This is a genomic window from Streptomyces sp. MJM8645, assembly GCF_001625365.1.
Taxonomy (GTDB): domain Bacteria; phylum Actinomycetota; class Actinomycetes; order Streptomycetales; family Streptomycetaceae; genus Kitasatospora.
Genome location: NZ_LJJF01000001.1, coordinates 5776496 through 5802318, shown reverse-complemented (window position 1 = coordinate 5802318; position 25823 = coordinate 5776496). Strand labels below are relative to the sequence as shown.

Genomic DNA, 25823 nt, shown 5'->3' with positions numbered 1-25823 from the left:
GCCGGGTCACGCGCCGGCTCACGCGTCGGCTCACGCGCCGGCGAGCTCGTGCCGCCGCTGCCACACCGCCGCCGAGACCCGGGCCAGCAGCCGGGCCGCCGGGTCCGTACGGTCCTCACCCGAGGCCAGCGGGCCGGTGTAGCAGACCGCGATCAGGTAGGGCGGGCAGTCCTGCGGGTGGACCAGGCCCACGCTGTGCCGGGCGCCCGGCACCCAGCCGTTCTTGAAGGCGATCCGGGTGTCCGGCGGCAGGCCCGCCGCCAGATCCACCCGGAACGCGTTGCGCTCCAGCAGCGCCAGCAACTCCGGCTCCCCGCCCAGGGAGTGCAGCAGCCGCACCAAGTCCCGCGCGCTCACCAGGTTGTGCACCCCGGCGTCGCGCGCCGCGTAGTCCTCGATCCCGCGCGGGCTCGCGCTGCGCGTCGCCCCGGCCCGCCGCCACGCCTCGGCCACCGCCGCCCGGTCGACCCGGGCCAGGCACAGGTTGGTGGCCAGGTTGGAGGAGTGCGTGATCATCCGCTCGGCGAGCAGCCGCAGCGGCACGTGCGTGCCCAGCAGCTCCCACGGCAGCGGATCGCTGTCCCAGTCGGGATCGTTGCCGAACTCCCCGCCCACCACGGACTCGAACCGGTTCACCACCGGCACCTCGGCATCGAGATCCACCCCGCCCCGGGCGAGCGCCGCCAACACCGCGACCTTCATCGTGCTCGCCGCATCATGCAGTTCGTCCGGCGCCCGCACGAACACCGGCTCCGCCTCGCCCGCCCAGGGGGCCACCACCACAGACAGCATGGAGGAAGAGTAGGGGAGATCGGGCCGAACCGGGCGGGCGCGGGGAACGGGAAGTCGGCGGCTCCGACGTCCCGCTCCCCGCGACCGCGCTCAGGCGCCGTTGCGGCGGCGGCGTCGCTCGTGGAACAGCACCGCTCCACCGCCCACCAGCAGCAGCCCGAGGCCGACCACGGCGGCGAACAGGACGCCGTCACCCGCCCCGGTGGAGGCGAGCGGCCCGCCGGGGGCCGTACTTGGGCTCGTAGTCGGGCTCGGGCTCGTAGTCGGGCTCGGGCTCGTAGTCGGGCTCGGGCTCGTAGTCGGGCTCGGGCTCGTAGTCGGGCTCGGGCTCGGGCTGCCCGAGGCGGTCGACGCGGCGGACTCGCCGAGGCCCGTACCCGTACCCGGACTCGCGCTCTCGCTCGGACTCGCGCTCGCGCTCGCCGAGGCGCTCGGGGTGGCGCTCGGGGTGGCAGTGGGCGAGGGCGAGGCGTCCGCCGCCGTCCAGCTCACCCGCGCACTCGCACCGACGGGAATCCGACCACCGCCCACGAGGATCAGCGGCTTGCTGCCGGAGCTGAGGAGCGCCCGGCCCGCCACGGCCGGGAGCGACGCCGTCGCCGAGACGGTCGCGCTGCCCGACCGTGCACCGGCCGGGGCCCTCACGAAGAGCGCGTCGCCGTTCGCGGCGGGCTCGGTGAGGGAGCCGCAGTCGTCGGAGCGGACGTTTCCGGCACGGTCGGTCAGGACCGCGCCCGCCGCCGGGCCGAGGGACGCGCCGACCGGACCGCCGGTGGAGGTGACCGCGATCGGCCCGAGCGGAGATCCCGCGGCCCCGGTCACGGCACCGGGGGCGAGGGCGAGCGGGGCGGCGGGCTCCTCGACGTCCTCGGCGTGCGACACCAGGTAGTCCACGAGCCTGGTGGCGACCGGGTCGCCCGGGAGGACCCCCTTGACGTGGTTCGTGATGCGCCAGATGGCGGCCTGGGTCGCGCCGCCCGCCCCCGCCTCGGAGAGCTCGCCGCCGACCAGTGCGCCGAGCTCACTCGCGGAGGCCCTCGGGTACCCGTTGCGCAGGATCCAGTTGACCTTCCCCGCTTCGGGATCGCCCTTCAGCAGGGGCGCCTCGGACGGGCCGGTCTCGCGGTAGACCGCGTCGTCCTTCAGCTCGGACCGGGCGTCGAGCGAGTATCCGGACAGGTGGACCGCCTTATCGGTCACCATCTCGAACAGCCCGCCGAACATCCGGTCGCCCTCGTCATCGCTCAGCTCGACGGTACGGCCCTGGATGACGTCGGATTCCCCCGTCACGGTCACACCGGTGTCGACCCCGGCGCAGGCACCGCCGGAGCCGCCCCCCGATCCGGCCGCCCCCGTCGGCGCGAGCCCGCCGACCGCCAGCACCGCGGTCGAGAGCACGACGGCTGCCGCGCGGATCGCACATGTCCACTTCACTGCTGCTTCTTCTCCTATGTGAGCTCCGGAACCGGGTGGGAGTGGCCGCCCTATGGCGCCATAGGCCCGGCCTATGGCGCGCCGTACGAAGCGCGGACCCGGGCGGCCGGGCCGCCGGAGTCCCCCTCCCGCTCCGGCGGCCCGGCGTCCTGCACCCGACAGCCGCAACTGCGGTGTCCCCCGTCGGGCTTGTCCCTACGGACACGAACGAACCTACCGGTGACCGGGCCGGCCCGGGGCCCGATCCCGGCGGCACTGCCTGCACGCCCCAGGTGCAACTTCCTGCGGGCCCCGAGACGTTGGTCCCGTCCGTTCGGGGCGAAGGTCCCTGGGGAGCCCCCGGCGACTGTTAGACGATCACTGTCCTGCGGCGGCCCGATCCGGGCCGCCGTCTTCGCTTCGACATCCCCGAGGGCATCCGCGTGGAAGGCAACGCACTGGCGGTACTGGGCGTGAACGCCCAGGAGGAGTCGGTCTACCGGCTGCTCCTGCGCTCGCCCGACATCGGACTGACCCCGATCGCCCTCGGCTGCGGGCTCGACCGCGACACCGCCGGGGCGGCCGTCACCCGACTCCGGGAGCTGGGCCTGGCGATCGCCACGGGCGACCGCCACGCCTTCAGCGGCGTCGACCCGAAAGCCGCCGTCGAACGACTGGCCCGGCGCCGGCTCGACGGGCTCCAGGACGAGATCCGGCAGGTCGTCTCCGCGCGCCATCTGGTGGACGGCCTGCTGGAGGACCAGCGGGCGGGGCTGCGGGGGCCGGTCGGCGACCTCCAGTACATCGATGGCATCGACCAAGTGATCGCCTGCGTCGACGAGTTGTCGTTCTTCGCCCGCGAGGAACGACTGACCACCCACCCGGGGCCGATCATCTCCGCCGCACTCGACTCCGTCCGCACCTCCGACCTGAAGTACCTGCGACGGGGCCTGCGGATGCGGACCATCCTGCACTCCAGCGCGCTCGACTGCCGCCGGATCAACCGTTTCGCGACCGAACTCACCGAACAGGGCGCCCAGGTGCGCGGCACGGCCGACCCGCTCGAACGGATGGTGATCTTCGACCGGCGGACCGCCCTGGTCGCGACCGACCCGCACGACATCACCCGGGGCGCCCTGGTCATCCGCCAGCCCGGCCTGCTGTCGCACCTGCTGGCCCTGTTCGAGCGCCGCTGGTCGCAGTCCTGCGGCGTCGGGGAGGGGCTGCCGAGCGAGATCGAGCGGGCGGTCCTGCGGACCATGGCCGGCGTCGACAAGGACGAGGCAGGGGCACGCGCCCTGGACATGTCGCTGCGCACCTACCGCGGCCACGTCGCGGCGCTGATGCGCCGGCTCGGTGCGCCGAACCGGTTCCAGGCCGCGCTGGCGGCCCGCGACCGGAACTGGATCTGACCGGCGGGCGGGGAAGGGCCAGGTGCCTCCGTCCCGTTCAGGGACGTCGGCCCGTCCGGGAAGGCCGGAAGGCCGGAAGGCCCGCGAGGCCTACTTGGCGCAGGTGCGGTCCTTGCCCGGGAGGCGGCCGGTGGCCAGGTAGGTGTTCACCGAGTCGTCGACGCAGGCGTTGCCGTAGACGCCGAAGCCGGTGTGCTGGAAGGCGCCGTCGAGGGTGACCAGCCGGGAGCTGGGCAGCATGCCGTGCAGGGCGACGCTGCCCCGGTACGGGGTGCGCGGGTCGCCGCTGGCGGCCACGAGCAGGGCCGCGGTGTCGCGCCGGACCTGGGTCGGCTCCTCGCGCGGGGCGTCCCAGAACGCGCACGGGGTGATGTTCTCGGTCATCGGGCTGAACAGCGGGTGGGCGGCGCGGCCGCGCTCGATGTCGCGCCAGTACCGCTCGGGGTCGCGCGGGGCGGCCACGTCCCCGCACAGGATGGCGGTCTGCACGCTGCCGGTGGCCGAACCCGCGCTGGTGAACGCCTCCCGCAGGAAGGCGGCGAAGCCGGGCGACACCCGGGTGGGCTGCCCGTCGGCGGCCTTGGCCAGGACGGACAGTTGCTCGGCGAGGCCCGCCCGCGCCGGGTCGAGGTCGCTCGCGAGCCCGGCGAACAGCAGGGCGGGCACCTGGCTGCCGTCGAGCCGGAAGTCGTCGGGGGCGGTGCCGACGGTGAGCGGCTCCCGCTCGGCCGCCGCGACGACGCGGCCCACCTCGTCGTCGGGGCCCAGGACGCAGCTGCGCCAGTCGAGGCGCTGGTGGTGGTAGCGGTCGAGTCCGGCTGCGGCGCTCGCGGGGCCGTCGTCGCGCTCGGCGGCGGCGGCCGTGGCGGCGGGCGCCGTGGCGAGGCAGGCGGTCAGGGCGAGGCCCGCGGCCGCGACGCGGCGCAGGGCCTTGGGGGTGGTCATGCGGTCTCCTGGCGGTGATGGGTGCGGATGCGCAGGAAGTCGGTCAGGCCGACTTCCTGCGCGTCAGCCTTCCAGCGCGCCGGCACCGGATCATCGCCCTGGGACACGAACTGCCGGTACGTCAGAAGTACGTCAGGAGCAGTAGCACCGCTGCCCGGCGTACCGCCCGAGCAGTAACCGGACCCCGAGCCCGGGGCGCGCCCGGGTCAGCTGCTCGGGCGCGGGGACGGCAGGGCCGCGGAGCCCGCCGCCAGGGGCCATTCGCGGTGGAACGGCGGCAGCGGGTACGTGCCCTCGATGACCGGGGTGCCGAAGACCTTGAGGTGGGCGAGCAGCGAGCCAGTCAGGTCGACGCCGCCAACCAGCGACCAACTGCCCTGGGCCTGCGGCGGGTTGCCGGAGGAGTCGACGGTCAGTGAGCCCTCGGCCTGGGCCCGCAGGTAGGGGGCGACGGTGGTCTGGACGCCGACGGTGTCGTAGAGGCCGACGGAGACCTCGGCGCCGAGCGCGGCCCGCACGCCGGCCTTGCCGGTGAGGCGCACCCGGATCGGGGAGACCTTGGTGTCGGCGTCGGTGGTCGGGGTCCAGCCCTTGCCGCCGGTGTAGTCGGCGCGGACGGCCCAGGTGCCGGTGGCCTCCTGTTCGGCCTCCAGGTGGACCTGGCCGTCGGCGCTGACCTCCAGGTAGCAGGTGAGCTTCAGGTTGACCACGACGGGCAGTCCGGCGACGGTGAGAACCGGGCTGGCCTGCAACGTGGCGAAGGGCAGCCGGACGGGCGCGGCGCCCGTGCTGCGCGCGACGTCGCCGGTGACCTTCCACTGGGCGTGGGCGCCGAGGTCGAAGCCGATGGAGGCCGTGCGCGGGCTGCCGGCGGCGGCGCCGTGGTAGGCGAAGTGGACGGCCGGGTGCAGCTGGAGGGAGCCGGAGGCGTCCACGCTCGCGCCGTCGGGCAGCGGGACGGGGGCCTTGACGTCGACCTCCAGGGTGCCGGAGGCGTCGGCCTTCACGCCGCCGCCGTCCGCACCGACGACGGCCTTGAGGTCCTTGACCAGCGGGGTGACGGTGATGCCGTGCGGGTCGACGGGCACCTGGCCGTCGGCCTCGGTGCCGCCGAGGAGTTCGGCGAGGGTGGCGGGGCGGGTGGTCAGGTTGAGGCTGGCGCCCGCGCCGGGGCGGACGCCGGTGACGGCGACCAGCGCGCCCTGGGGCGCGGCGGCGGTGGGCGGGCTGGCGATGAGCTGCCCGGGCTGGACGGCGGGGGCGGGGGTCGGCGTCGCGCCGGCGGTCGCGGTGGGCCCGGCGGCCGGTGGCGCCGAGAGGACGGCCGTGCCGCCCGCCGGGTCGTAAGCGGTGAGCTGGAGGTTCTGCCCGGCGGGGGTGGCCGCGCCGCCGTCCTTGGCGGGGGCGGCGACGGCGGCCTGCCGGTCGCCGGCCGGGGCGGCGGTGACCGGCGCACCGGCGGCGCCGGCGGCACCGGTCGGCCGTGCGGTGGCGGCCGCGGTGGTCGGGGCGGCGGCGGCCCGGGCGCGCGGGGTGCCGGCGGCCGGGGCTGTCGGGGCCTGGCCGCCGGCGGCGGCCGTGGTCGTGGTCGTGCCGGTGGTGACGGCCGCTTCGGTGGTGCCGGCGGCGGCCTGCGGAGTGCCGGAGGTGGTCGGCCCGCAGGCGGCGACCCCGGCGAGGGCGAGGGTGAGGAGGGCGGGGCCGAGGGCCCTGCCTATGGAGCTTTTGAACACGCGGCGTCATGTTACTGACGGGGAATAAGTTTGTCGAAGACAGGCCAAGCAGGGTAAAAGGCGCAGGTCAGACCAGCCGGGCCACGGGCAGCGGAGCTCCCGGCAGCGGGCCCACCACGGCGTCCGCCGCCAGCTCGGCCAGGTACCGGGAGCGGGGTACCGGCTCGGCGCCGAGGCTGCGGATGTGCGGACTGTCCCACTGGGCGTCGAGCAGCCGCCCGCCGGCCGCGCCGAAGCGCGCCCCGAGGTCGGCGACGGCGACGCGGGCGGCGTCGGGGCGGCGGTGGAACATCGAGTCGAGGCTGAGGACGGGCCCGGCGGCGACGCCGAACACCCCGCCGATCAGTTCCTCGCCCTCCCACACCTCGCCGCTGTGGGCGGCCCCGAGCACATGCAGCTGCTCCAGTGCGGCCCGCAACTCACCCGTCAGCCAGGCTGGTTGGCGGCCCTCGGCGCAGCGGGCCAGCACCTCGCCGAAGGCCCGGTCGGCGCTGGTCCACCACTGCGGCCGGTGGCGCAGCCGCCGGGCGAGGCGGCTGCCGAGCCGGACGCCGTCGGGCGGCAGGACGGGCCGGGGGTCGGGCGACCACCAGGCCAGCGCGTACGGGTCGTCCCCGCCGGGCAGCAGCATCACCTCGCCCGCCTCGACGGCCTGTTCGTAGCGCGCCTCGTTGTAGGCGCCGGCGTACTCGTCCGCCGCGGGCATCGGGAACAGGCCGCGGCGGTACGCCGCCAGCAAGTCCGGCGCGCCGAGACCGGCGCCGAACGCCACCGGCCCGTCCCCGGGCCCGCGTTGGACGTCCAGCCCGTCGAAGGGGCTCATGCCGGCGGCCCGAGGAAGCCCTCCGCCGCCAGCCGGTCCAGGTAGTGGTCGAGCAGGCCGGCGTCGACGGCGGGCAGGTCGATCCCGCTGCCGGCGAGCGCGGCATTGGTGTTGGCGCGGTCGAACAGCGGGAAGACGGGCCGGAAGTACAGCTCGCTGATCGACAGCGCCGATCCGGGGGCGCGGTCGACGAACAGCGGGACGAACGGCGTGACGGGGTGGGCGGGTTGCCCGGCGGCGAACCGGACCAGGCCCTGCACCCAGTCACCGTACGGGAGTTCGGCGATCGGGTGGCCCCGGGCCCGGAGCCGTTCGGCGAGGTCGGCGAGGTCGGCGGGGCGCGGCGAGGTGAGGTGGTAGACCTCGCCGTCGGCGGGGGCGTGGGCGGCGATGTGGGCGACGGCGCGCGCGAAGCGGTCGGCCGGGACGAAGTCGAGCGGCAGCAGCACGTCCGGGCAGGTGCCGCTGTCCGCCAGGTACGCGATGAGCGCGCAGATCTCGGTGCCGGTGTTCATCACGCCGGTGGCGAGGTCGCCGGTGACGTCGTTGGTGCGCAGCACGGTGACCGGGAGCCCGGCGGCGGCCGCCTCGTGCAGCACTTGTTCGGCGACCCACTTGCTCTCGACGTAGCCGACGCCGAGCCGGTCGGGGTGGGCGAGCGGGGTCCGTTCGGTGACCTCGCGGACGCCGGCCGCGCCGAAGCCGGCCAGCACGGCGAGGGTGGACAGGTAGTGCACGGGTACGCCCCGACTGAGCCCGGCGAGGCGGATGATCTCGCGGGTGCCGCCGACGTTGGGCGCGCGCAGCTGGTGGTACGGGTAGAGGAAGTTGACCTGCCCGCCGAGGTGGTGGACTGCGTCCAGACTCCCGGCCAGCCCGTCGAACTGACGCTGCGTCAGTCCGAGTCGGGGTGCGGCGAGGTCGCCGACCAGCGGCACCACCCGGGTGTCGGTGAGGTCGTGCCGCAGGAAGCGCTGCTGGGCGGCGCGCAGGCGTTCCAGCGCGTGCTCCTCGTCGGGGGCGCGGACCAGGCAGTGGATCCGGGCCCGGGTGGTGGCGAGCAGGGTGTGCAGCAGGTGGGCGCCGCAGAAGCCGGTGGCGCCGGTGAGCAGGATCTCGGCGGGTTCGGCGCGGCTGGGCGCCGGGCTCCAGGACTGCTGGACGGGGTGGGCGAGCCGGGCCTCGGCGGCCCAGTCGACGGCGGCCTCGCCGGGGCCGGGGCTGGGGCCGGCGCGGGCGGTGCGGGCGGCCTGGACGGCGGCCGCGAAGGCGCGCAGGGTGGCGTCGCGCAGCAGGGCGCGGGTGAGGGCGCGGACGCGGGTGACGTCGAGGCCGAGCATGATCCGGGCGCGGGCGAGCATCTCCATGGCCAGCAGCGAGTTGCCGCCGAGCGCGAAGAAGTCGTCGGCGGGGCCGACGTCCTCGACGCCGAGCAGTTCGGCCCACAGCTGCCCGATGGCGTCCTCGCCGGCTCCCCCGCCGCCCGCCGCCCCGGTGCCGCCCGCGTCGGCCCGGCCCGGGGTGCGCGGCTCGGCGTGCGGCAGCCGGCGGCGATCGACCTTTCCGGCCGGGGTGAGCGGCATGCGGTCCAGCGCCACGAAGGCGGCCGGGAGCATGTACTCCGGCAGCCGTTCGGCCAGGTAGGCGCGGAGCCGGTCGCGGCGGGCCCCGGCACCGGCCGCGGCGTCGGCGTGGTCGGCGAGCGTGTAGTAGGCGGTGAGCGCGCGGCCGCCGTCGGGGTCGCCGCCGTCGGCGGCGACCCGGGCCTGCCGGACGTCGGGGTGGGCGGCGAGGGCGGCCTCGATCTCGGCGGGGTCGACGCGGTGGCCGAGCACCTTCACCTGGTCGTCGAAGCGGCCGAGGATCTCCAGCTGCCCGTCGGCCCGCCAGCGCCCGGCGTCGCCGGTGCGGTACATCCGCTCGCCGGGCACCGGCGCGTACGGGTCGGGGACGAAGGCCTCGGCGGTCGCCACGGGGGCGCGCCAGTAGCCCCGGGCGAGGCCGGGCCCGCCGAGGTGGATCTCGCCCCTCTCGCCGGGCCGTACGGGGGACAGCCGGGCGTCCAGGACGTGCACCCGCACGCCGGGCAGCGGTCGGCCGATCGGCACCGGCGCGGCCGGGCCGCCCGGGCCGCCGGCGTCCAGCAGGGCGGGGGTGACCTCGCAGAGCGTGGAGGTGACGGCGGCCTCGGTGACCCCGTAGGCGTTGACCAGCCGGACGCCGGGCAGCCGGTCCAGGCAGCTGCGGCAGTCGTCGGCGTGCACGACGTCCCCGCCGACGACGACCAGCCGCAGCCCCTCCGGGCCGGGCCCGCCGGACGGGAGCAGCGTGAGCACGTGGTGCCAGTAGGCGGGGGTGAGGTCGGCGACGGCGAGGCCGAGTCCGCGCATCCGGTGGACGAGTTCGGTGGGCGCCCAGGTGCGGCCGCCGCCGAGGACGAGGGTGGCCCCGGCGAGCAGGGTCGCGAAGACCTGCTCCAGTGCGGTGTCGAAGCCGAGCGCGGCGAGTTGCAGCACGCGTTCGCCGGGGGCGAGGCCGTAGGCGTGGACGACCCGGTCGAGGGTGAACACCAGGGCGCGGTGGGTGACGGGGACGCCCTTGGGGGTGCCGGTGGTGCCGGAGGTGTAGATCAGGTAGGCGAGGTCGTCGGGCCCGGCACCGTCGGGCTCACCGGCGCCGTCGGGCCCGCCCGCACCGTCCACGCCGTCCACGCCGTCCACCGGCAGCGGCTCGACGCCCGGCAGCGCCCCGCCCTCGGTGACCGCCACCCGCGCCCCGCTGTCCTCGACCAGCCGGGCCAGGCGCCGCGCCGGGTACGCCGGGTCCAGCGGCAGCAGCGCCGCGCCCGCCTTCAGTACGCCGAGCCAGGCGACGACCAGGCCCGCGCCGCGTTCGAGGCAGACCGGCACCACCTCCTCGGGGCCGACCCCGCGGGCCCGCAGCGCCCGCGCCAGGCGGTCGCTGCGCCGGTCCAGTTCGCGGTAGCTCAGCGTGGCGTCGTCTGCGGCGACGGCGACCGCGTCCGGGTGCTGCGCGGCGCGGGAGCGCAGCAGTCCGTGCACGGTGCCGCCGCCGCCCGCGGCCCGCCCGCGGCCGCGCTCCCCGGGGGAGCCGAGCCCGGCGAAGCCGAGCCCGGGCGGGCGCCATTCGCGGGCCACGTGGGCCCGGCAGTCGTCGCGGCCGGCCGGCCCATACACCAGGTGCCAGCCGCCCGGCACGGTCAAGTCGCCAGGCCAGATCGCGTACTGACCGCTGTCGTTGCGAACCACGGCGTGACGCCCGGAGTTCACATCCGTTCGTACGCCCTGTGCGCTGTCTGCTGCGTCGTCCACCGGCTTGACCTCGTGCTGTGGCGGCAGTTTCCTGGGAGGTGCGACATTTCCGACTATACGCACTCAGGGCACAGGACGAACGTCCGATCGCAACCCGACCGGACGCGACGCTGCCGTGTGCCCGTCAGCCCGGGACGAGACGACCCCGCGACCGCCGAGACCCGTCCTCGCCCGAACTCCCCCGTCCCACCGGCCGGGTGGCGACGCGGAGGAGGTAGCCCCGTTGACACGTCGGCGACAACGCCTGATGGTCTGTTACCTGCTGTGGATGGTGCTGTTCACCGGCGTCTACTACATCAACCCCTCGCAGCGGATCATCTGGTGGACGGGCATCGGACTCGGCAGCAGCGCGGCCATCGTGGCCGGCGTCCGCCTCAACCGCCCCGCGCACGCGCTGTTCTGGTACGTGCTGGCGCTCGCCAACCTGAGCTTCACCGCGGGCGAGGTCGTCCAGGTCGTCCAGACCCAGTTCCTGCACCTCCACAACCCGTTCCCGTCCGTCGCCGACGGCTTCTACCTGGCCGAGTTCGTGCTGTACGCGGCCGGCGTGCTCGGCTTCATCCGCTGGCGCACGGCCCGTCAGGACCGCGCCGGCCTGCTCGACGCGCTGATCCTCACCATGGGCCTGGCGCTGCTCGCCTGGATCTACCTGATCCTCCCGTACGCCCGCAACCCCGACCTCTCCTGGTTCCAGAAGGCCGTCTCGATCGGCTACCCGCTCGGCGACGTGGTCGTCCTCGCCCTGCTGCTGCGACTGCTGACCCCGCGCGGCGGCACCAGCCGGGCGCTGCAACTGCTCACCGTCGGCACCGCCGGCATGCTGGTCTCGGACACCCTGTACGGGCTGATCCAGCTGCACGGCAACTGGCACATCGGCACCCCCGTCGACTTCGGCTGGGCCGCCTTCTACACCGCCTGGGGCGCGGCCGCGCTGCACCCGTCCATGGTCGAGCTGACCAGACCCGTCCCCACCCAGCAGCCCGACCTGAGCGCCGGCCGCCTCGCCCTGCTCACCCTGGCCTCGCTGATCGCCCCGGCGATCCTGATCATCGAGTCGCTGAACGGCAACACCAGCAACGCCGGCGTGATCGGCGCCTTCTCCGCCCTCCTGTACCTGCTGGTGCTGGCCCGGCTGGCGGTCGTCGTGGTCGCCCGCCGGCAGGCGATCGCCCGCGAGCGGGCCCTGCGCGAGGCCGGCGCCAGACTCACCGCGGCCGTCACCGTCGAGGAGGTCGCGGACGCCGTCCAGGCCACCGCCTCCACCCTGATGCCCACCGAGCCCGGGCACGTCGCCCTGCTCGCCGTCACCGAGGCCGGCGTCCTGCACGTGCGGCACGCCGAACGCGGCGCCGCCCAGCACCACCTCGGCCCCGTCACCGACTCCGACGAGGCGCTCGCCCTCGCCGCCTACCGGGAGACCCGGCTGCTGCCCGTCGAGGACATCGGCAGCGACCTCGCCGCCCGCCTCGACGGCATGCCCTCCGCCCTGCTGTGCCCGCTCACCCTCGACGAGCGCCCCTCCGGCGACCCGCTGATCGGCGCGCTCATCGTCACCGGCACCGCGCAGGAGCTCACCAGCCTGTGGGGCTCGCTGGAGATCCTGGCCGCGCAGGCCGCGCTGGCCGTCGAACGGGTCGTGCTGAGCCAGGAGGTCAACCGCCGCAACAGCGAGCTGTACTTCCGCACCCTGGTGCAGAACGCCAGCGACGTCATCCTGATCCTGGACGCCGACGACGGCGTCCGCTACGCCTCCTCCTCCGCCGAACGGGTCCTCGGCTACCCCAGCCTGGACGGCACCCTGCTCACCGAGCTCGTCCCGCCCGAGGACAGCCGGGCCGTCGGCAAGGCGCTGGCCCGGATGCGCGGCCCGGTGGACGCCGCCCCGGCGCACGCCGCCCCGGCACACGCGCCGGAGCACTCGCCGCCGCACTCGCCGCCGCGCGAACCGCTGCACTCCCCGCCGCACTCGCCGCCGCGCGAACCGCTGCGCGAGCAGCCCCGTGAGCACTGGCGGCTGCTGCGGCAGGACCGGACCCCGATCGAGGCCGAGGTCCGCTTCAACGACCTGCGCGCCGACCCGACGGTCGGCGGCCTGGTGCTCACCCTGCGCGACGTCACCGAGCAACGCCAGATGGAGCGCGAACTCACCCACCGGGCCTTCCACGACTCCCTCACCGGCCTCGCCAACCGGGTGCTGTTCCTGGACCGGGTCGGCCACGCGCTGTCCCGCGGCGAGCGCAGCGGCGCCGTCACCGGGGTGCTCTTCCTCGACCTCGACGACTTCAAGGTGGTCAACGACACCCAGGGGCACGCCGTCGGCGACGAACTGCTGATCGCCGTCTCGCTGCGGGTCTCCACCGCACTGCGCAGCTCGGACACCGCCGCCCGGCTCGGCGGCGACGAGTTCGCCGTCCTGGTCGAGGACGCGCTGCGCCCGGCCGACGTGGACGCCATCGCGGACACCGTGCTGACGGTGTTCGCAGAACCGTTCAGGCTGAGCGCGGGCGCCGTCCGGGTGACGGCCAGCATCGGCGTCGCCACCACCGAGGACAGCGTGGACGCGGCCGAACTGCTCACCCACGCCGACCTCGCGCTCTACTCCGCCAAGGCGGCCGGCCGCCGCCAGTGGCGCCACTACCAGCCCGCCCTCCAGACCGGGCTGGTGGAGCGGCACGAGCTGAACGAGAACCTGGACGCGGCGATCGCCGAATCCTCCTTCCAGCTGTACTACCAGCCGATCGTCGACCTGCGCACCGGTGACCTGGTCGCCTTCGAGGCGCTCGTCCGCTGGCCGCACCAGCGGCGCGGCATGGTGCTGCCCGACGAGTTCATCGCCCTCGCCGAGGAGAGCGGCCAGATCGTCCCCCTCGGCGCCTGGGTCCTGGAACGCGCCGCCCAGGAGGCCGCCGCCTGGCAGGCCGCCAGCTCCGCCGACCGCGCCGCCGCCGGCCTCCCCCCGCTGCGGGTCAACGTCAACGTCTCCGCCCGCCAGTTCCGCGACGCCGGCTTCGTCGACGTCGTCCGCGGCGCCCTGCGCAGCTCCGGCATCGACCCGCACACCCTCGTCCTCGAACTCACCGAATCCGTCCTGATGCGCCGCGACGACCGCGTCCACGCCGACATGGCCACCCTCGGCGACCTCGGCGTCGGCATCGCCATCGACGACTTCGGCACCGGCTACTCCTCGCTCTCCTACCTGCGCGAGTTCCCGATCTCCATCCTCAAGATCGACAAGTCCTTCATCGACGGCCTCGGCCTCTCCCCGCAGCAGTACGCCCTCGTCGAAGGCATCACCCGCATCGCCGACACCCTCGGCGTCCGGGTCATCGCCGAAGGCATCGAACACCCCGAACAGCGCGACCTCCTCGCCGCCATGGGCTGCCCGCTCGGCCAGGGCTACCTCTTCGCCCACCCCATGACCGCCCCGCAGGCCCGCGCCCTCGTCGGCGGCACCGCGCACGAACCGACCTGACCCCCGGTCGCAGGGCCGCGCCTCAGGTCCACGCCTCAGGCCCACGCCTCAGGTCCACGCCCAGCGGATGCCCGCGACCCCGGGCCCCAGCGCGGTCGCCACCACGTGCGCCAGGTGGTGGCTGTCCAGGGTGAGGTCGGCCAGGCTGTCGTCCGGACCCTCCGAGTCACTGGCCGTGAACCACTGGCACTGCACCGGGAGTTCGCCCGGATCGAAGCGCACCCGCAGGACGTAGTGGTCCGCCGGGAAGCGGAAGGCCGCACGGTAGCGGCAGCACTCGGCCGCGCTGTGCGGGCGCACCTCGAAGGAGAACACCTGGGTCTCGGAGCAGTGCAGCGAGCGGTCGAACAGCAGCTCCGCGAGCACCACCCGGGCCACCGGATCCCGGCGCACCCGGCCCAGCCGGCAGCTGTCCCCCGCCACGATCTCGACGGCCCCCTCGTCCACCCCCTCGTCGCAGTCGTAGATCAGCAGCGCCCGGTCGACCCCGTCCTGACGGGCCCGGACCGCCACCATCGAACTGAGCGCCGCCAGTTCACGACGCGGCCCGACCGTCACCGTCGCGTACTCGGTGACCACCTGGAGCTTCCCCGCCGCCGGGCTGTCCAGATCCGCGAGCAGCCCGCCCAGATCACCGGGGGTGCGCACCATCTGCGGGTACGGGCGGGGCCCGGCGCCGTCGCGGTCCGCCCCGCCGCGCGGCCGCGGCGCACCCAGCAGGGCGGTGAGCGCGTGCGCCGGCAACCCGAGGATCTCCTCCAGCGCGGCCACCACCCGTAACGACTCCGGGCGCTCCGGCCGGCGCAGCCCGCGCTGCCAGTAGCTCAGGGTCGTGACGGCGATCCGCAGTCCGCGCTCGGCCAGCCGGCTGCGCAGCCGCTCCAGCGGCAGCCCGCGGGCCTCGATCGCGGTGCGCAGCGCGAGGCCGAAGGGCCCGCTCCGCAGCGCGGCCAGCACGGCGGCGCTCTCCGGGGCAGCACCGGGCGGCGGTTCCTGACGACTGGCCATCGGGGCTCCCGGGGCTACTGGCCCGGCCGGCGCGCGGCGGCGGGGCCGAGGGGACACGGCGGCGGTGCGGGGGGCGAAGGGTGCGGACGGCGGCGGTACGGAGGGCGGGGGACGCGGTACGGGGGGACGCGGCGCGCTGTGAAATTACCGGCTTACCCCGGCCGCGTCCATATCCGGGAGCCCCGCTCCCGGCCACCCGTCTGCGGCGCAGCACCTCCGCCGCACCACCCCTCTTCACAGCCCCGTTCACAGCACCGCCCGCTCCCCTCCCGGGGGTCTGGGAGCGGCCCGGCCTGCTGCCTACGCTTCCTAGCAACCCCGGTCCGGGCCCGCCGCGTCGGCCGCGCGGCAATCCCCCACACAGCTCACCCCCACACAAGGCACACCCCAGGGCGGCGCCGGGTGCACACGGAGCCGCCCGTGCCCCCGCACGAAGGAGTTCCCCCATGAGCGGACCCATCCGTGGGTCGTCCCTGCGCGCCGCACTGGCCGCGCTGTGCATGCTGGCCGCCGTCGTGACCACCGGCGCCGGCACCGCCGCGGCCTCCCCCCAGGCCGCCGCCGGCAGTTCCCAGACCTTCGCCGCCAGTTCCCGGCTCAACATCTCCATGCAGGCGCAGGAGCAGGACCAGTGGTGCTGGGCCGCCTCCGGCAACACCATCGCCACCTTCCTCGGCCACGGCACCGACCAGAACTCGTTCTGCGACCTCGCCTACGGCCAGGACACCTCGTACCAGTGCCCCAACCAGCCCGGCCAGCTCTCCTGGGTGCAGAACGCGCTCTCCGCACTCGGGGTGTCCCCCGGTCAGGAGACCGGCGCCCTGTCCTTCAACACCATCGTCAGCGAGATCAACGCGGGCCGGCCGATCGAGACCGGCATCTCCTGGCTGGCCGGCGGCGGGCACGCCCAGGTCATCTACGGCTACGACCAGAGCAACAAGTCCATCTACTGGGGCGACCCGTGGCCCAGCAGCAACCGCTACAACCTGGCGTCGTACAGCTACTACGCCGGCTACAACGGCCAGTTCAACTGGAACGACTCGCTGTACCGGATCGGGGCGTGACACGATGACGCACTTCCGCGCCCCGCGCGCCCTCGCCGCCATCGCCCTGGCCGGCAGCGGACTGCTCGCCGCCGCCCCCGCCCTCGCCGCCACCCCGGCCGCGGCCGCCGGCGTCCCGTCCGCCCCGTCCGCGGCCGACGTCACCGCGGCCGCCGCGGCGGCGAAGGCCGCCCCCGTCGTGCAGACCCTCGGCGGGTTCTTCGCCCACGGCTCCGGTCAGGGCTCCTCCGACGCCCGCCAGGCGCAGGCCGCCGCCCCGGCCCGGGTGGTCGGCGACACCGTGCCCGTGTACTACCTCAACCCGGACTTCGTCGCGGCGGCCTCCGCCGGGGCGCCGGTCGCGAAGTTCGCGTTCATGGCGACCGAGGCCGACGCGGCCGACGGCCGCAAGGCCTCGGTGTGGACGGCCCCCGACCCGCACAACAGCGGGTCCTGGGCCGAGATCAACATAGCCTCCGGCAGCGACGAGACCGACCACGCCGCCGCCGCGGCAGCACTGGGCCGGGGCGCCGTCGCCTTCGAGGAACCGCAGATCCGGGCCTGGTACGCCCTGGTCGACGGCCAGGTACGGCCGCTCAACCCGGACGCGGTCCGGTCCGTGGGCGACGCGGGCATCACCCTCGCCCAGTACCAGCAGGTGGTCCACGACCGGTACGCCGACAAGCTGCCCGGCACCGACTACGCCAAGGCGCACCTGCTCGGCGGCTTCGACCGGGGAACGGCCCCCGTCGCGGCACCGGCCGGCGACTCCACCCCGACCACCGCCCTGCTCACCGGGGCGGGCACCCTCCTCGCCGCCCTCGGACTCGCCACCGCCCTGCTGCGCCGCCGCCGGGCGGGCCGCAGCACCGCCTGACGGCACCGCCGTTCGGCTTCCACACTGCGAACGGCGCTGACGGCGGGGCACCTCCGGGTGTCCCGCCGTCGGCGGTTTTCGGCGGAAAGCCCGCACGGTAATTGACGGCACATCACTTCTTAATTCACGACCATCCGGGCCCCTTCGCGCACGCGATCGGGGGCCCTCTTCGCATCTCGGACACCTCGCCCACCTGGGGTGATGTCATCGAAATGACTCCATTTCTCACGACTCCTCAGCGTAAGCGATCTGTTACGCAATCGTCATCCTGATTGGTCACTGGGAGTCAGCTGAGAATGAGAGATTGTGCTTCGGCTTCAATCGAGCCATTCAAAACAATGCACATCTCTTGAGAGAGTCTTTGATGAAACGACGGTCTCGGGCCTCGTCCGCTTTTGCGGGCGGGGCCTTCTCTACGCGTCGGATGCGCCCCGTATCAGCGCTCCTGACGCTCGGCCTGCTGGTGCAGGCCGGTGTGGTGGTGGACGCGGTGACGGCCGCTCCGGCCTCCGCCGCACCCACCGCCCCCACGCCACCGACCGCTCCGGCCACCGAGGCGCCTGACGAGGCTTCGGCGCTCCTGTCGGCCCGACTGCAGAAGCGACGGATCGAAGTCACCAACGCCCGGACGGAGTTCACCACGCTGTGGGCGAACCCGGACGGCACGCTGACCTCCGACCGCTCCACCGGGCCGATCCGGATGAAGGTCGGCGAGGCCTGGGTGCCCGTCGACACCACGCTGGTGCAGACCCCGGACGGCAAGGTGGCGCCGAAGGCGCACCCGGGCGGGGTGGTCTTCGAGGGCGGCGACGCCGGGGTGACGGTCGGCGACAGCCTGCCGGGCGCCGCGATACCGACGGCCGCGCCGAGCACTGCTCCGGCCACGACTCCGAGCGCCGCAACCACCACTGCGCCGGCCACTGCACCGGCGACGTCGCCCAGTGCGATACCGACGGCCCCCGCTTCCGCGTCCCCGTCGTCGTCCCCGTCGTCGTCCCCGTCGTCGTCTCCGTCCGCCTCGGCTTCGGCTTCGACCTCGGCTTCGACTTCGGCTTCGGCTTCGGCTTCGGCTTCGGCTTCGGCCGACGCGAACCGGGCCTCCCGCAGCGGCGCCCGCGCCGCCGCCCCGGCCGCCGACCCGCAGTCCACCCCGGCCGCCCCGGTCCCCGCCGAGCGCGAGCTGGTCAAGATCGGCTCCGGTGAGCAGCAGGTCAAGTTCGGCTGGCTGGGCAAGCTGCCCAAGCCCAAGCTGGAGGGCAACAAGGCCACCTACGTCAACGCCCGCCCCGGCGTCGACCTGGTCCTCGAAGCCACCCGGACCGGTTTCGAGCAGTTCCTGATCGTCAAGGACCGCTCCGCCGTCGCCCAGACCGGCACGGTGACGCTCCCGCTGGACACCACCGGGCTCACCGTCTCGCCGCAGCAGGACGGTTCGATCCAGCTGCTCGACAAGGCGACCGGCAAGGCGACGGTCAAGATCCCTACCCCCGTCATGTGGGACGCCGCGGTCGACCCGGCCTCGCAGGAGCACCTGAACCGCGGCCCGGTGACGATGGAGGTGCGCGGTCAGGGCGCGGACACCGAGCTGGTGTTCACCCCGGACGCCGCCTTCCTCGCGGACCCGAAGACCCAGTTCCCGGTCACCATCGACCCGGTGGTGGACGTCGGCACGACCTTCGACACCTACGTCCAGACCAACGAGAACATCGACGCCTCCGCGTCGACGGACCTCAAGCTGGGCAGCTACGACGGCAAGGTCGTGGCCCGGTCGTTCCTGACCGTCCCGGGCGGGTCGTTCAACGGCAAGCAGATCCTGGGCGCCACGCTCAACCTCGCCAACCATCACTCCTCGTCCTGCATCCCGAAGCAGTGGGAGGTCTGGAACGCGCCCGGCGCGGCCTGGTGGACCCGCTGGGGCAACCAGCCCGCGATGGAGCGCAAGTGGGCCACCTCGAACGACACGTACGACGTGGCGAACGACGGTGACACCCACGACTGCTACGCCTCCGACGGCACGTTCTGGGCCAAGGCCGACGTCACCGAGATGATCCGGTACTTCGCCGGGTTCGGTCACAACGAGTACGGGTTCGCCCTCAAGGCGGCCGACGAGTCCAGCAACCTGTCCTGGAAGAAGTTCAGCTCCGCCGAGGGCTACTGGCCTCCGTTCCTCTCGATCACCTACAACACCGTCCCGGCCACCCCGGCGACGGTGGAGGTGCAGCCCTCGCAGCAGGGCAACCCCCGCTACACCTCGGACGCGAACCCGCGCTTCCAGGTGCAGGCGGCCGACCCCGACGGCGACCCGCTGAAGGTCTACCTGGACCTGTGGCGCGGCGGCACGTTCATCGGCAGCATCGTCCGGGACACCCCGAACGGCGCGATCGCGACCGTCCGCCCCTCCGACTACGGCATCGCCAAGCTCGACGAGGGCGTGCAGTACACGATCTGGGCCATGCTCGACGACGGCAAGTCCCGCTCCGGCTGGGTCGGCACCAACGTCATCGCCGACACCGTCAAGCCCGGTACGCCGTTCGTGAGTTCGGCGGACTACCCGGCGGACGGGCTCTGGCACGGCACCGCCAACCAGGCCGGCTCGTTCACCTTCTCGCCCGCCCCGGGCACCGACGACACCGCGGCCTACGTCTACACCCTGGACGGCGGCACCCCGGTGACGGTCGCCGCCACCGGCGCGCTGACCACGTCGATCACGCCGACCACCGAGGGCCGGCGCGTGCTCAGCGTGCAGTCCAAGGACCGCGCGGGCAACCTGTCCCCGCCCGCGACGTACACCTTCCAGGTCGGCCAGGCGGGCATGAGCTCGCCGGTCAACGGCACCCAGTCCGCGAAGCGCGTCAAGCTCGCGGTCGACGCGCAGGCGCAGTTCCAGCGCGTCGTCTACCAGTACCGCCGCGGCCCCGGCGCCGCGGAGTACAACGTCCCGCGCACCAACCTGACCAAGGCGGACAACACCGCGGTCACCGAGGACAAGCCGCGGCTCGCGGACCTCGGCCCGCACGCCAACTGGAGCGTCCTCGACACGCTCGGCCAGGTCGGCGGCGTCGTCCAGGTCCGCGCCCTCCTCTTCCCCGAGGACGGCTCCGGCAACGGCTACGCCACCGTCTGGAACACCATCACGGTCGACCGCAACGCCGACGGCGCGACCGGCGCCAACATCGGCCCCGGCTCGGTCAACCTGCTCACCGGCGACTACTCGACCGACGTCACCGACGCCGACGAGCGCGGTCTGTCGGTCAAGCGCACTGCCTCCTCACGTGACCTCGGCCGCGGCTGGCAGCCCCAGGGCGAGCGTCTGACGCTCAACCAGCGCCAGGTCGGCACCGACCTGACCGGCTTCACCGCCGGACAGGCGACGCTGTCCCGCTCCACGGTCCGCGGCCACGACAACTCGCCCGACTCGCTCCTGGTCGTCCCGGCCGGCTCCGGCTGGGACTCCTTCGCCGCGCTCGGCCCCGAGTACACGCTCGGCCAGGGCATGCAGCCCGGCAAGACCTACCGGCTCACCGGCTGGATCTACGTCCCCGGCGCGACCGGCCTGGACAACCCGCTGGCCAACCGAGGCCTGCGGATGGTCGGCGTCTACCGCACCCCGGCCGGCTACGGCGAGACCGCCTCTCCGAAGGCGTCGTTCACCGACGGCTGGCAGCAGCTGACGCTGGACCTGACGGTGCCCAAGGACGCCACCGAGGCCTGGTTCCGCCTCTACAACGGCAACACCGCCGGCAGCGGCAAGGAGGTCTTCTTCGACGACCTGTCGCTGAAGGAGATCGTCGCCCCGTTCGGCCCGCAGTGGGCCGGCGGCCCGGACGCGGGCACCGGCTCGGACTACCGGGCGCTGTCCTTCCCGCAGTCGGACCTGGTCGAGATCAAGGACAACGACGACACCTCGCTGACCTTCGCCAAGGGCACGGACGGAACGTTCTTCCCCGAGCCGGGCGCCGAGTCGCTGTCGCTCAAGGCCGTTCCGGCCAAGTCCGGTGCGATCGTCCTGTCGACCAGCGGCCAGTGCCTGGAGGTCCCGAACGGCGCGGCCGGCAACGGCGCCCGGCTGCAGCCCGCTCCGTGCACGGGCGCGTCGAACCAGCAGTGGACCCGCGGCGACGACCTGACCCTGCGCCTGCTCGGCTACTGCCTGGACAACCCCTGGGGCCAGACCGGCAACGCCACCCCGCTCACGCTGTGGGGCTGCAACGGCGGCGACAACCAGCAGTGGGAGGTGCGCACCAACGGCACGGTCATGAACCGCCACTCGGGCCAGTGCCTGGACGCCGACAAGGGCGCCTCGATCTGGGTCTGCTGGGCCGGCCCCAACCAGGTCTGGGACATCCAGACCGCCGGCACCGCCTACGAGCTGAGCGAGCTGGACGGCTCGAAGACCGTCTTCGCCCGCCAGGCCGGTTCGAACATCTACCAGGTGGTCAGCGAGACGGGGCCCGACGCGGCCTCGACCACCCGCTACCAGTACGACACCACCGATGGCCGCTCGCTCGTCAAGCGCATCGTCCCGGCCGTCGAGCCGGGCATCGACGACGTCAACGGCTGCACCGTCGACCCGCTGCCGCGCGGCTGTGAGGTGATGGAGTACGACTACGCCAAGGTGACCACCGCCACGGCCGCGACCCCGGGTGACTACCTGGACCGCGTCCGCGGGGTGAAGGTCTGGACGTGGAACCCGGCCACCTCCAAGCAGGAGGCCGTCGAGGTCGCGCACTACGCGTACGACGACCGCGGCCGCCTCACCCAGGTCTGGGACCCGCGCCTGGCCACCCCGCTGAAGACCGCCTATGGCTACGACGACGCCGGCCGGGTCACCCGGATCGGCAGCGCCGGTGAGCTGCCGTGGAACTTCGACTACGGCAAGGCGGCGGCCGACCAGGACCCTGGCCGCCTCCTCAAGGTCCGTCGCGGCATGCTCGCGCCGGGCAGCAAGGACCAGGTCACCGGCGAAGCCGCATCCAGCGTCGTCTACGACGTGCCGCTGACCCGCGGCGCCGGCGGTCCGTACGACCTGGCGGGTGCGGACGTGGCCAAGTGGGCGCAGACCGATGCGCCGACCGACGCCACCGCCGTGTTCGGCCCCGAGGACGACCCGGGCACCAACACCGCCTCGGCCGCCAAGCCGGGCCCGGACGCCTACAAGTCGGCCTCCATCCACTACCTCAACGCCTCCGGCAATGTGGTCAACACCGCAATCCCGTCCGTCACCCCCGGTGGTGACATCGACACCAAGGAGTACGACCGCTACGGCCACGTCGTGCGCGGTCTGGGGGCGGCCAACCGCTCGATCGCGCTGGGCACGTACCCGGATGCGGACAAGTTCGCCGCCGAGCTGAACCTCCCGGCGGACTCCGCCTCCCGCGCGCGTCTGCTCGACTCACGTACCACGTACTCCGCCGACGGCCTGGACGTGACGGAGACGCTCGGCCCGGTCTACCGCGCCTCGCTCGCCGAGCAGGTCAACGGCCAGACCAACCCGGCCGTCGTCACGGCCGAGGCCGAGAAGCTGCCGCAGCTCGGGACCAACGCCAAGGTCCAGATCGACAACGACTGCTGCGGCGTCACCTGGTCCGGCGGTGCCCAGCTGGGCATCCGCGGCACGGCGGCGGGCGCGTTCGACGCGATGCGCGTCACCGTTCCCGAGGAGGGCGAGTACGTCCTCTCCGGCCAGCTGACGAAGAACAGCGACCACGGCGTCATCCAGTGGGCGATCGACGGCAAGGACGTCGGCCAGCGGATCGACACCTACAGCGCCAGCGGCGCAGTGGCCCCGTACACCACCGGCGCACCCGTGAAGCTCACGCGCGGCGACCACGAGCTGAAGCTCACCGTGGTCGACACCAACGCGGCCAGCGGCGGCGAGCGGTTCCACACCGGCATCGACACCGTCACCCTCACCAAGGCGACCGTCAACCCGACGCTCGCCGCCGGGACCCCGGTCGTCGCGCGGGACCACAACACCAACACCTACGACGAAGGGAAGCCCGACGGCCAGACCTACCACCTGGTCACCACCGCGACCGACGGCGCCCGCATCGACGGCTACGCCGACGACGTGGAGCTGCGCGTCACCAGGACCGGCTACGACACGCCGATCGGCGGCACCTCCGGTTGGACGCTGAAGGCGGCCACCTCGGTGACCACCGACGCGCTCGGCGCCAAGCTGACCGCCTACGTCAAGTTCGACGCCTCCGGGCGGGCGCTGGAGTCCCGCAAGCCGGGCTCCACCGGCAATGACGCCGGGACGGTCAAGTCGGTGTTCTACACCGCCGGAACCAACCCGGACGACGCCGCGTGCGCCAACCGCCCGGAGTGGGCGGGCCTGCCCTGCGTCACGATGCCGGGCGGCGCCGTCACCGGGGCGGACGCCTCGCGGATGTCCACCACGCTGCCGGTGAAGCGGGTCACCCGCTACTCCGCATTCAATGAGCCGGAGGAGACGACCGAGACCAACGCGGGCAAGTCCCGCAAGACCGTCACCGTCTACGACGCCCTGGACCGGATCGTCTCGACCGAGATCACCTCGGACGAGGGCAAGCCCCTGCCGAAGGTCACCACCGAGTACGACCCGGCCACCGGTGACATCGTCAAGACGACCGCCGGCGGCAAGTCGCTCACCCGCGTCCTGGATGCGCTCGGCCGTCTGATCTCCTACACGGACGCCGACGGTGCCACCACCACCACCGAGTTCGACCGGTTCGGCAAGCCGGCGAAGGTGAGTGACCAAACCGGGTCCACCACCTACGCCTACGACCGGGCGAAGGAGCCGCGCGGGCTGGTCACCTCCGTGACCGACAGCGTGGCGGGCGAGTTCACCGCCAAGTACGGTCCGGACGGCCAGCTGGTCGAGCAGACCTACCCCGGCGGGATCGTCCGCAAGGACACCTTCAACGCCGTCGGTGAGGCCACCGGCCGCACCTACACCCGCACCTCGGACAACACGGTGGTCTGGGCCCAGACCACCGACATGTCCACCCAGGGCCAGGTCGCCAAGGACACCAGCTCCACCGCCACCCGCTCCTACCAGTACGACCGGCTCGGCCGGCTGGTGAAGGCCGAGCAGACCACGGTCGCGGCCGGCTGCGTCACCCGCCAGTACGCCTTCGACGCCCACTCCAACCGCCTGTCCAAGCAGACCTCCCCGCGCGGGGCGGCCGGCGAGTGCAGCACGGCCGGGGCCACGGCGGAGAACCACACCTACGACAGCGCCGACCGGCTCACCGACGCCGGCTTCGTCTACGACGCCTTCGGGCGCACCGTGAAGACGGCCACCGGCGCGACCAACACCTACTGGGCGAACGACCGCGTCGCCGCCCAGGAGAAGGGGGACACCAAGCAGGAGTGGGCCGTCGACGCCGCCCACCGCCTGACCGCGTTCACCACCAGCAAGAAGCAGGCCGACGGCACCTGGGCCAACGCCACGTCGAAGCTGAACCACTACAGCGACGACTCCGACGAGGTCCGCTGGACCGTCGAGGACACCGCCCAGGGCACCCTGACCCGCAACGTCTCGGGCCCGGACGCCGATCTGACGGCCACCACCAGCAAGACCGGTGACGTCCAGCTGCAACTGACCAACCTGTTCGGCTCTGTGGTCGTCACCACCGACACCGCTCTCACCAAGCCGGTGGTGCTCGACTTCGACGAGTTCGGCATCCCGCAGGACGGCCAGGCCAACGTTCGCTACGGCTGGCTCGGCGGCAAGCAGCGCTCCGCAGAAGCCCAGGACGGCGACATCCTCATGGGTGCCCGCCTCTACAGCCCGGCCCTCGGCCGCTTCCTCCAGATCGACCCGGTCCCCGGAGGCAACGCCAGCCCGTACGACTACTGCACCGGCGATCCGGTCAACTGCACCGACCTCGACGGCAACTGGGGCATGCCCAAGTGGCTGAAGAAGACGGTCGAGGTCGTCGCCAAGGTCGCCGAGGTCGCCGCCTACATCCCCGGCCCCATCGGCGCGGTGGCAGCAGCCGTTTCCTCCGTCTCCTACGCAGTGGCCGGGGACACGGCGAAGGCCGCCGAGATGGCAGTGGTCGCGGTGGCTCAGGTCGTCGGCGGTGGAGCCGTTGCCAAGGCCACCATCACAGCGGTGAAGGCCGTACGGGTTGCGGCCCGGGTGGATCGGATAGCGACCAAGGCCAAGGTGGTCTACCGATACGCGCGGATCCAGAACACGGAGGCCAAGGCCCGCTACGCCAGCAAGTTGGCCGACAAGTACAATGGCGGCAAGAGCCGGGTGATCGTCGAGGGCCGGAAGACGAAGTGGTACTACGACCTCCGCGGGAAGACCCACACCAACAAACTCGGTGGCGGGAAGACCGAGAAGGTCCCGACCCCGCACAAGGTACCGAGCTACCGCGAGCCCCGGGCACCGAGCGGCTGGGGTCCGCTCCAGCGGAACAACACCCAGCGCATGACCTGGCGTGACATCGGACGGGCCCAGTTCCATCTGATGAAGCCGAAGAAGAAGGGAATCAAGTGAAGGCCCGATTCAGCGGTCTGGAGGCATGGGAGGCCCCGGGCGACTACGTCGAGCTCGACGTGCCGGGCGGCTTCATCGACCTCCACAACGACTGCGAGCTTCACGGCGTCGCCCTGGTGGGCTACCCCAAGGCGACGGTGAGCCTGGAGTTCAGGCACCCGACCCGTGGTCGCTTCGCGCTGGAGTTCCACGACGCCGGCGAACTGGTCATGCAGCAGACCGCGGTGAGCTCGGACGGCTGGCAGGGTGACCCTCCGGAGGAACCGGACGGGATCGACACTGTCACGTACTACGAGTACGGGGCCGACCTGCCACCGGTGTTCGAGATCCTCTCCTCCACGCTCCGGCTGAAGTTCCGGGCCTGGGAGGTGGCGCTGCGGCCGCTCGCGGCGTAGCACCGAACTGAGGGAGCCCCCGGCCCCCGCGATCGGCCGAGAGCCGGTCGCGGGGGCCGTTCCACGTTCTGCCGTGGCCGG

Annotated in this window: 13 protein-coding genes; 6 read left to right on the top strand and 7 right to left on the bottom strand. The window is 73.5% G+C overall.

Annotation, left to right across the window (positions count from 1 at the left end; translation table 11 throughout):
• Nucleotides 1-30 precede the first annotated feature (30 nt).
• Nucleotides 31-792, bottom strand: a complete 762-nt coding sequence (locus A6F73_RS24680) for a serine hydrolase (protein ID WP_063349791.1) — start codon at nucleotides 790-792, stop codon at nucleotides 31-33.
• Between the two features lie 90 nt (nucleotides 793-882).
• Nucleotides 883-2226, bottom strand: a complete 1344-nt coding sequence (locus tag A6F73_RS24675) for a thioester domain-containing protein (RefSeq protein ID WP_159398542.1) — start codon at nucleotides 2224-2226, stop codon at nucleotides 883-885.
• A 422-nt stretch (nucleotides 2227-2648) separates the two neighbouring features.
• On the opposite strand from A6F73_RS24675, the gene A6F73_RS24670 reads away from it, so the two are divergent.
• Complete coding sequence (locus tag A6F73_RS24670) at nucleotides 2649-3617, top strand: hypothetical protein (RefSeq protein ID WP_079135971.1); 969 nt, start codon at nucleotides 2649-2651, stop codon at nucleotides 3615-3617.
• A 90-nt stretch (nucleotides 3618-3707) separates the two neighbouring features.
• On the opposite strand, the gene A6F73_RS24665 is transcribed toward A6F73_RS24670, so the two are convergent.
• The 4 genes from A6F73_RS24665 to A6F73_RS24650 form a co-directional block, all read right to left on the bottom strand.
• Entirely contained in the window at nucleotides 3708-4562 is an 855-nt protein-coding gene (locus A6F73_RS24665) for an alpha/beta hydrolase (RefSeq protein ID WP_063349789.1), read from the bottom strand.
• Nucleotides 4563-4768: 206 nt separating this feature from the next.
• Nucleotides 4769-6295, bottom strand: a complete 1527-nt coding sequence (locus A6F73_RS24660) for a hypothetical protein (protein ID WP_063349788.1) — start codon at nucleotides 6293-6295, stop codon at nucleotides 4769-4771.
• Nucleotides 6296-6362: 67 nt separating this feature from the next.
• Nucleotides 6363-7118 carry a leucyl/phenylalanyl-tRNA--protein transferase gene (locus tag A6F73_RS24655; RefSeq protein ID WP_063349787.1) on the bottom strand — a complete coding sequence of 252 codons (756 nt, stop codon included), beginning with the start codon at nucleotides 7116-7118 and terminating at the stop codon, nucleotides 6363-6365.
• Complete coding sequence (locus A6F73_RS24650) at nucleotides 7115-10408, bottom strand: amino acid adenylation domain-containing protein (protein ID WP_279634961.1); 3294 nt, start codon at nucleotides 10406-10408, stop codon at nucleotides 7115-7117. Before A6F73_RS24650 ends, A6F73_RS24655 begins: the two co-directional genes overlap by 4 nt.
• 265 nt (nucleotides 10409-10673) lie before the next feature.
• Here A6F73_RS24650 and A6F73_RS24645 point away from each other — a divergent pair, with 265 nt between their 5' ends.
• Entirely contained in the window at nucleotides 10674-13922 is a 3249-nt protein-coding gene (locus A6F73_RS24645) for an EAL domain-containing protein (protein WP_159398540.1), read from the top strand.
• Nucleotides 13923-13970: 48 nt separating this feature from the next.
• Here A6F73_RS24645 and A6F73_RS24640 read toward each other — a convergent pair whose 3' ends face one another.
• Nucleotides 13971-14930 (bottom strand): helix-turn-helix transcriptional regulator, encoded by a 960-nt coding sequence (locus tag A6F73_RS24640; RefSeq protein WP_063349785.1) that lies wholly within the window; start codon nucleotides 14928-14930, stop codon nucleotides 13971-13973.
• 446 nt (nucleotides 14931-15376) lie between these two features.
• On the opposite strand from A6F73_RS24640, the gene A6F73_RS24635 reads away from it, so the two are divergent.
• The 4 genes from A6F73_RS24635 to A6F73_RS24620 all read left to right on the top strand — a co-directional run bounded on the left by A6F73_RS24635 (nucleotide 15377) and on the right by A6F73_RS24620 (nucleotide 25742).
• A complete protein-coding gene (locus tag A6F73_RS24635) occupies nucleotides 15377-15994 on the top strand; it encodes a papain-like cysteine protease family protein (RefSeq protein ID WP_063349784.1) in 618 nt (205 codons plus the stop codon).
• A 4-nt stretch (nucleotides 15995-15998) separates the two neighbouring features.
• The gene (locus A6F73_RS24630; RefSeq protein WP_063349783.1) at nucleotides 15999-16850 is read left to right on the top strand and encodes a hypothetical protein; all 852 of its coding nucleotides are present in this window, start codon (nucleotides 15999-16001) and stop codon (nucleotides 16848-16850) included.
• A 424-nt stretch (nucleotides 16851-17274) separates the two neighbouring features.
• The gene (locus A6F73_RS24625) at nucleotides 17275-25347 is read left to right on the top strand and encodes a ricin-type beta-trefoil lectin domain protein (protein ID WP_063349782.1); all 8073 of its coding nucleotides are present in this window, start codon (nucleotides 17275-17277) and stop codon (nucleotides 25345-25347) included.
• The gene (locus tag A6F73_RS24620; RefSeq protein WP_063349781.1) at nucleotides 25344-25742 is read left to right on the top strand and encodes a hypothetical protein; all 399 of its coding nucleotides are present in this window, start codon (nucleotides 25344-25346) and stop codon (nucleotides 25740-25742) included. The genes A6F73_RS24625 and A6F73_RS24620 overlap by 4 nt, the downstream gene beginning before the upstream one ends.
• Nucleotides 25743-25823 lie beyond the last annotated feature (81 nt).

Excerpts from the sequence above, each read along its gene's own strand:
- A6F73_RS24630 (WP_063349783.1), top strand. The coding sequence starts at position 15,999 with ATGACGCACTTCCGCGCCCCGCGCGCCCTCGCCGCCATCGCCCTGGCC.
- A6F73_RS24655 (WP_063349787.1), bottom strand. The coding sequence starts at position 7,118 with ATGAGCCCCTTCGACGGGCTGGACGTCCAACGCGGGCCCGGGGACGGG.
- A6F73_RS24635 (WP_063349784.1), top strand. The coding sequence starts at position 15,377 with ATGAGCGGACCCATCCGTGGGTCGTCCCTGCGCGCCGCACTGGCCGCG.
- A6F73_RS24640 (WP_063349785.1), bottom strand. The coding sequence starts at position 14,930 with ATGGCCAGTCGTCAGGAACCGCCGCCCGGTGCTGCCCCGGAGAGCGCC.
- A6F73_RS24625 (WP_063349782.1), top strand. The coding sequence starts at position 17,275 with ATGCGCCCCGTATCAGCGCTCCTGACGCTCGGCCTGCTGGTGCAGGCC.
- A6F73_RS24665 (WP_063349789.1), bottom strand. The coding sequence starts at position 4,562 with ATGACCACCCCCAAGGCCCTGCGCCGCGTCGCGGCCGCGGGCCTCGCC.
- A6F73_RS24680 (WP_063349791.1), bottom strand. The coding sequence starts at position 792 with ATGCTGTCTGTGGTGGTGGCCCCCTGGGCGGGCGAGGCGGAGCCGGTG.